The sequence below is a fragment of the uncultured Thiocystis sp. genome (assembly GCF_903866365.1).
GTDB lineage: Bacteria > Pseudomonadota > Gammaproteobacteria > Chromatiales > Chromatiaceae > Chromatium.
The window spans coordinates 1-3844 of sequence record NZ_CAIPNF010000276.1; the positions used below are offsets into that span (position 1 = coordinate 1).

Consider the following 3844-nt stretch of genomic DNA (forward strand, 5'->3'; position numbering starts at 1 on the left):
ATTGTTTTTATTTAATATTTTATAAATTTTGCGCCGTCATCTTCTTAAAAAATTATGGCACGTACCTCGCATTAAATAGCGCAGACATCCGCAGCGAGGGGCAATAGAGATGCAAACGACAGCGATTCTCAGAGAAGGGTTCAGCAACAATTATTCGCTGACTCTGCATGTACGCGAACGCATGAATCAGCGCCAAATCTCCGAGGAAGCGGTCCAGGCGACCCTTCAATGTGGACGCGAACTCCATCTGCGCGGCGCGGTGATTTACGCAATCGGTCGAAGGGAGATCGAGCGCTACCAGCGATTGGGCATTGATCTTTCTGGGTGTAATGGAGTGCAAGTTGTTTGCAACTCGGTGGGTACGGTCATCACAACCTACAGGAATCGGGATTTTCGCGGATTGCGCCCGCGTCGTCGGACACTTCGGACCCAAAGACAGATTCACTAGAGCGGAGCATCATCATGGGTTGGGCCAGTTATCAGGAAGACATCGAGAGCCGCTTTTTCGGGGCGATTTCGACCAAGATCACGCAAACCGTCATCGCGCCGAAGCGGCTACCGGAGCCGATGCCGGGGACACATAATGCCCAGCACAAGAGTCAAAGCGCCCCAGGCACAGAGGAACCCATGATTACGCTCAGTGAAGTCACGATAGCCGCCGCCCGGCCTTTGCCGGTCATCCTGCTTGCTGACGTCAGCGGGAGTATGGCGGCCGAAGGGAATATCGATACCCTCAATGTCGCCGTCAGCGAGATGATTGCCGCCTTTGCGGAAACGGACGCGGCCCAGGCAGAGATCCAACTTGCTGTCATCACTTTCGGTGCCGAAGCGCGAGTGCATCAGAGCTTGGTACCGGCAAGCAAAGTCACCTGGAAGCCGATGCAAGCGATCGGGCGAACGCCATTGGGAGCGGCGCTTGAGTTGGCGACAAACATGATCGAAGACCGCGACCAGGTTCCCGGTCGTGCCTATCGGCCGACCATCGTACTGGTCAGTGATGGCAAGCCCAACGATGCCTGGCAAGCGCCGCTGGAGCGTCTGCTCGGATCCGAACGCGCAGGAAAGGCGCAGCGATTCGCCCTTGGCATCGGCGCCGATGCGGATCTAAACATGCTTGCTGCATTTCTGGCTGACACTGAGGCGCGGGTGCTCGAAGCTCACGAATCGCGCCAAATCAAAAACTTTTTTCGCTGGGTCACCATGAGTGTGAGCCAACGATCATGCAGCGTGACACCGAATCAGTCCGTGATGATCGCGCCTGAAGAACTCGACGATTTCGATGACTTTTGAATCCTTCCGAGGCGTTACCTTGTTTGGGGCATCGGTGACGGGACCGCGCCATCAAAGCCAAGGTCAACCCAACCAGGATGCCTGGCTCAAGGTACAGGGTCGCTTCGGTTCTCTCGCCGTCGTGTGCGACGGACTCGGTTCCCGTTCTGCATCATCCCTGGGAGCGAATGGCGCGTGTCAAGCTGTCCGACAAGCCGTGACCCGCTGGCCCGGCGCGGCAACAGGTGCTGCTCCAGCCGACTTGATCAGGCTCGTCGAGGTGTTGTGGCGATTCATCCTGTCATCCCATCACGCGGATGACTGTGCGACAACCTGTCAATTTGCGTTGCGTGAGACCAATGGAACCCTGGTGATTGCCGGGCTGGGAGATGGTGCCCTGCTGATTCGCGAAAATTCGGATGGAGTCAAATGCTACGGGGGGCGTTCCGGCGCGGATTTCGCCAACGAAACCTTGGCCCTGGGGATCCCGCATAAACTCCGGGATTGGTGGGTCGAGGTCTTGCCGCCGCACCCGCATCGCTCGGTTGTTATCGCCAGCGACGGCGTCGCGGACGATCTGCGCCCCGACCGTCTTGACGGATTTATCGGGTGGTTGACCGAAGAAATGGCGCCATTGCCGGCACATCAGCGTTGGCGACGCCTCCAAACTGAGCTGCGTCACTGGCCGGTGCCGCACCATACCGACGACAAGACGCTGGCCGTCATGATTGAAATGGAGATGGACGAACAATGACCAAGCGTGTTGTCACCACCATTCAGGGCATTCGCTATACGCTCACCGAAAAGCTAGGGCAAGGCGGCCAAGGGGCCGTGTTTCGCACAGAAGATGGTCGATATGCCGTCAAGTTACTGCGAAACCGGTCACCGATTTCCCGAGATGCCCTTCGCGATCGGCTCGCGATGGTTGCACGACTGCCAATCGAGGACTTGGCTCTTGCTCGACCGCTGGATCGGCTTCGGGAACCTGACTTGGGATATGTCATGGATTTATATACCGGCATGATATCCATCCAGTCCTTGTTAAAGCCCCCACGCGATGCCCTGTCGCTGACTCAATGGTATCTCGACGGTGGTGGACTGCGGCGCCGGCTGCGTCTGCTGGCACGAACTGCGGACCTGTTCTCGCGGTTGCACGGGCGGGGTTTGGTTTATACCGATCCCTCACCGCAGAATATCTTCGTCTCAGAAGCGGTGGACGCACATGAGGTCCGGCTGATCGACACGGATAACCTACGCGCGTCTTCCGTGGTCGGACAAGCATACGCCACACACGGGTACGGTGCGCCAGAGCTTATCAGTGGCCGCGGCCCGGCAACCTCCTTGTCCGATGCACACGCCTTCGCCGTCATCGCTTTTCAGGTACTCGCCTTGGTGCACCCACTCAAAGGGGATTTTGTTGAGGGTGGTGAACCTGATGTGGAGGAGCAGGCACTGAACGGTGATTTACCTTGGATTGACGACTCGGACGACGATCAGAATCGTTCCTGTCATGGGATATCCAGAGATCGGGTATTGTCACGCCATCTGCAAGCAGACTTCGCTGAAACTTTTGGATTGGGACTCAAGGATCCCTTGCGTCGACCAGGTATGGCGCGCTGGGCCGAGCATCTGGATCGGGCCGCAAACAATACGCTCAGTTGCCCAGCCTGCGGGGGTACTTATTTCCACACCAGTGCCCGATGCCCTTGGTGCACAGCATCAAAACCAGCATTCGTGTCTCTGGGCTGCGTTCTGTGGGATCCGGAACGAATACTGCCCGGAAACCGGGCGGGAGAACGGATCGCTCATGCGGGAACGGTGCGTCAACCCGATGCCAGTCAGGGAGGTAAGGAACGCGGGATTGATTCCGCCGTCGTCGGTGAAGGTGATGAACTGGAACTGACTGATCGCTTCACGGCTGGCGAGAGCACAGGCAAGCCGCAGATCAGTGTCCGACATGCCGGATCGAAGCTGGTCATCAAAGCTCTGGCTTCCGGTCCTTGGCGGCTGGTCTCGCTCGACGGGCGGGGCGATCGAAAGCTGGAGCAGGGTCCGGCCGAGGTTCCCCTGTGCAATGGAGCAGTTCAGTGGTTCCTGCGCACGGGAGAGAGTAACCGCCTACATCGCATCATCCGTTTTCGCCAAATGGAAGGCATCCAGTCATGAAGGTCTCTGATCTCATCCATGGCCGCACAAGCAGCGTTGAACTGCGCCGCAGTGAGGACGAGCCATTTCCGAAAACGATCAGTCCACTGTCCGAGGCGACCCTGCATCACCAGGATTCCGGCGTCTGGCTGTTGCGCATCGGCGAAGATGATTGGGAGGTTAAAGGTGTCTCTGGCGCTGACCAGGACGCGTTGCGCAACCTGCGTACCGGTGCCCTACACCGATTATGCTGGCTCGCTCAGAAAACCCCTGATACGGGGCTGCCCAAGCGTCTGACGCTCCAAATCCACGAAAGGGGGGTGGTCGGTTAGTGCCTCCACGCCCTATATGTTGTGGTCACCACTTATAGCCATGCGTCACTGCGGCTTCAGTGACGGGCTCGGTAACGACCGCCTGCTCCATGAGTCGG

Annotated in this window: 5 protein-coding genes; all 5 read left to right on the top strand. The window is 58.0% G+C overall.

Annotation, left to right across the window (positions count from 1 at the left end; genetic code table 11):
- The first annotated feature begins 109 nt into the window (after window positions 1–109).
- From QZY07_RS27495 to QZY07_RS15435, 5 genes are read left to right on the top strand one after another with little or no spacing between them, the layout of a single operon-like run.
- A complete protein-coding gene (locus QZY07_RS27495) occupies window positions 110–448 on the top strand; it encodes a DUF4258 domain-containing protein (protein WP_363184323.1) in 339 nt (112 codons plus the stop codon).
- A 14-nt stretch (window positions 449–462) separates the two neighbouring features.
- Window positions 463–1290 carry a VWA domain-containing protein gene (locus QZY07_RS15420; RefSeq protein WP_295404536.1) on the top strand — a complete coding sequence of 276 codons (828 nt, stop codon included), beginning with the start codon at window positions 463–465 and terminating at the stop codon, window positions 1288–1290.
- The gene (locus QZY07_RS15425; protein WP_295404538.1) at window positions 1280–2023 is read left to right on the top strand and encodes a protein phosphatase 2C domain-containing protein; all 744 of its coding nucleotides are present in this window, start codon (window positions 1280–1282) and stop codon (window positions 2021–2023) included. Before QZY07_RS15420 ends, QZY07_RS15425 begins: the two co-directional genes overlap by 11 nt.
- On the top strand, window positions 2020–3435 hold the full coding sequence (locus QZY07_RS15430) for a hypothetical protein (RefSeq protein WP_295404540.1): 1416 nt from the start codon (window positions 2020–2022) through the stop codon (window positions 3433–3435). Before QZY07_RS15425 ends, QZY07_RS15430 begins: the two co-directional genes overlap by 4 nt.
- A complete protein-coding gene (locus tag QZY07_RS15435) occupies window positions 3432–3746 on the top strand; it encodes a hypothetical protein (protein ID WP_295404542.1) in 315 nt (104 codons plus the stop codon). The genes QZY07_RS15430 and QZY07_RS15435 overlap by 4 nt, the downstream gene beginning before the upstream one ends.
- Window positions 3747–3844 lie beyond the last annotated feature (98 nt).